The sequence below is a fragment of the Streptomyces sp. NPDC093568 genome, from assembly GCF_044764945.1.
GTDB lineage: Bacteria > Actinomycetota > Actinomycetes > Streptomycetales > Streptomycetaceae > Streptomyces.
Window position 1 is genome coordinate 1 of record NZ_JBIWJD010000049.1, and the last position, 2,821, is coordinate 2,821.

The following is a 2,821-nucleotide window of genomic DNA, read 5'->3' on the forward strand; positions in this document are numbered from 1 at the left end:
CAGATACGACAAGACCGCCACCTCCTACGAAGCAGCGGTCAATCTCGCGTCGTTCCTGCTCTGGGCAAGATCCGTTTGAAGACGGACCCTAATACCCGGTCGTCCTGAATCAGGATCCACGCTACTTTCTCCGGCACACCGCTGCTGTCCGCCATGGCTCGGGACCGTATCGGAGGGCATCGTCTGCGTCAGCACGCCCGCACACTGAGGTTGGGAAGCGACGGCGCTTGGGCGGTCGTATGCCTCTGCCCTGCACGGATTCCTTGGAGAGTGGTTGGTGCGGGGCATGCTGGCACCGCTGTTGACTGTGGTTGTCCGCTCTTAGAGATCGTCTCAACTGGTCTGATCACTAAGCTGGCGGCCGAAATGGCGATGGTGGGACGTTTGGTGCCAGCCGGGCTGTGGGAGCTGTTCCAGCGGGTGGTCCCGGCTGCGCCGGTTCGTCCGCAGGGGGGCGGCCGTCGGCGCTACGGCGATCGCGAAGTGCTGGCGGCGATCCTGTTCGTAGCCACAACCGGCTGTACCTGGCGACAGCTACCGCCAGGCTTCGGCCCGTCCGGGCCGACCGCGCACCGCCGCTTCACCGAGTGGAGCCGGGCTCGGGTATGGGGCAAGCTCCACCGTCTGCTGCTGGACGAACTTGGCGCACGCGGGGAGCTGGACTGGTCCAGGTGCGCGATCGACTCGGTGAACATGCGCGCAACGAAAGGGGGGATCTGACGGGTCCGAATCCCGTAGATCGCGGTAAGAAGGGATCAAAGATCCACTTGATCACCGAGCGATCCGGTCTGCCCCTCTCGATCGGGATCTCCGCCGCGAACACCCACGACAGTCAGGGTCTCGAACCCCTCGTACGCGGCATCCCGCCCGTCCGCTCACACCGTGGACCGCGTCGGCGACGGCCTGCCAAGCTCCACGGCGACAAGGGGTACGACTACGATCACCTGCGCCGGTGGCTGCGCTCACGGAACATCACCCCGCGCATCGCGCGCAAGGGCATCGAGTCCTCCCAGCGCCTGGGCCGTCACCGCTGGACTGTGGAGCGGACGGTCGCCTGGCTTGCCGGGTGCCGCCGCCTGCACCGTCGGTACGAACGAAAGGCAGGACACTTCCTCGCCTTCGCCGGCATCGCTGCCGGTCTGATCTGCTACCGCAGACTTGCGAAGGTCATCACCGCGAACTGATCCGTAGAGTACGGCTCCAGGGGGTGCGGCCCAACGCGGTGGACCGCGCCGCGGGCACACCGTCGAGGAACTCATGACTGACTACCTGGCTGCCGTGCTGAAGATGCTCGGCCCGGCCCAGAACCGCTACGCGGACCCAGCTGCCTGGGACCGTCTCCACGCAGAGCTCGGCATTGAACTTCCGCCTGACTACAGGGCCCTCGTGGACGCGTTCGCCCCCATCCAGATCAACGGGCACCTGTACCTCTACCACCCCGCGACCGAACGGTGGAACCTGGGCCACAACATCCGCAGCACGATAAAGGCGTGGTCCGAGGTGCCGTGGGACGACCTCCATCTCGACCCGGACGAGGACCCCCGCCAGCTCTTCGGACTCGACGAGCTGAGCTTCGGCACCCGCAACGGGCTGTGGCCGATCGCTAGCACCGACCGAGGCGAGACCATCTTCTTGATCGCTGCCCCTGAGGCTCCGAGGCTCCTGGTGAGCTATGACGAAACCTGGGCAGAGCACCGCATGAGCTTCGCGGAATGGCTATACCGCTATCTCATCGGCGAGGACATGAGCGGGCCCAACAGTGCAGCCTTTTACCCTGGCCCCGTGAAGTTGGAGCGCCTTCCGATGTCCGCTGACGAACGCACCGAACCTTGGTACGGCCCAGACCGTGGCATGTGAGAGGCCGCTGCTCCAGTCTCAGCAGCCACCTAATGAGATCACTTCTTAAGACCGTGTCCTACGTGGTGAGGCGTAGTTGGTCCGTTCATGGGGCGGGGTGCGTGGAGCTGGATTGTTCCGGACGGGTTGTGGCAGATCGCGAAGCCGCTGATCCCGCGGTCGAAGGTGCGGCCGCAGGGCGGCGGAACGAAACACACGCCTGATGAGACGCTGTTCGCCGCGATCATCTACGTCCTGGTGTCCGGCTGCGCCTGGCGTGCGTTGCCACCCTCCTTCGGGATATCGAAGTCGACCGCCCATCGGCGGTTCCTCATCTGGTCGAGAGCCGGTGCCTGGGGGCGGCTGCACGAGGCCGTGCTGCATCGGCTCGACGACGCCGGCCTCCTCGAAAGGGGCGAACACACAGGTCCGAGCCCCGTGGACCGGGGCAAGCCGGGTTCCAAGATGCACATCCTGTCGGACACGAACGGACTGCCCCTTCTCGTCGGCGTCTCGGCTGCCAACACCCACGACAGCGAAGGTCTGAAGCCGATGGTGGAAAGTCACCAAACGAGACACGACCCCCACCGCGGCCGGTACTTCAAGCCCCAGCGCCTGCACGCCGACAAAGCCTACAACCGGGCTGACCTGCGCAGATGGCTGCGAGGGAAGCGGATCGGCGTGCGCATCGCCCGCAAGGGAATCGAGTCGAGCGAGCGATTAGGGCGGCACCGCTGGGTGATCGAGCGCACCATGTCGTGGCTTTCCGGCTACCGCCGCTTGAGCCCTCGCTACGAACGCGATTCCCGCAACTACCTGGCCTTTCTCGGCCTCGCCGCCGCCCTGTGCTGCTACAAGCGACTCATCCGTCTCACCACATAGGACACGGTCTAACTGGCTCTAACAAAAGCGGTTCGATCATGTGACTGTCGGCTTGATCGCTCGTTGATGTGGTCATGGGGAAGCGTCAGTCGCGGCCGTGGAT

At 65.0% G+C, this 2,821-nt stretch carries 3 protein-coding genes; all 3 read left to right on the forward strand.

Going from position 1 to position 2,821, the window contains the following annotated elements; all coding sequences use genetic code 11:
* Positions 1-372 precede the first annotated feature (372 nt).
* Positions 373-1,184 (forward strand): IS5 family transposase gene (locus ACIRD7_RS43290; RefSeq protein ID WP_403461578.1). Its coding sequence is split into 2 segments (ribosomal slippage): positions 373-715 and positions 715-1,184, totalling 813 coding nucleotides; the frame shifts between segments, so codons are not numbered across the junction.
* 73 nt (positions 1,185-1,257) lie between these two features.
* Positions 1,258-1,857 carry an SMI1/KNR4 family protein gene (locus tag ACIRD7_RS43295; protein ID WP_403461576.1) on the forward strand — a complete coding sequence of 200 codons (600 nt, stop codon included), beginning with the start codon at positions 1,258-1,260 and terminating at the stop codon, positions 1,855-1,857.
* A gap of 87 nt (positions 1,858-1,944) precedes the next feature.
* Entirely contained in the window at positions 1,945-2,718 is a 774-nt protein-coding gene (locus ACIRD7_RS43300; protein ID WP_403461577.1) for an IS5 family transposase, read from the forward strand.
* The last annotated feature ends 103 nt before the right edge of the window (positions 2,719-2,821 follow it).

Coding starts and splice junctions, on each gene's coding strand:
- ACIRD7_RS43295 (WP_403461576.1), top strand. CDS start 1,258: ATGACTGACTACCTGGCTGCCGTGCTGAAGATGCTCGGCCCGGCCCAG.
- ACIRD7_RS43300 (WP_403461577.1), top strand. CDS start 1,945: ATGGGGCGGGGTGCGTGGAGCTGGATTGTTCCGGACGGGTTGTGGCAG.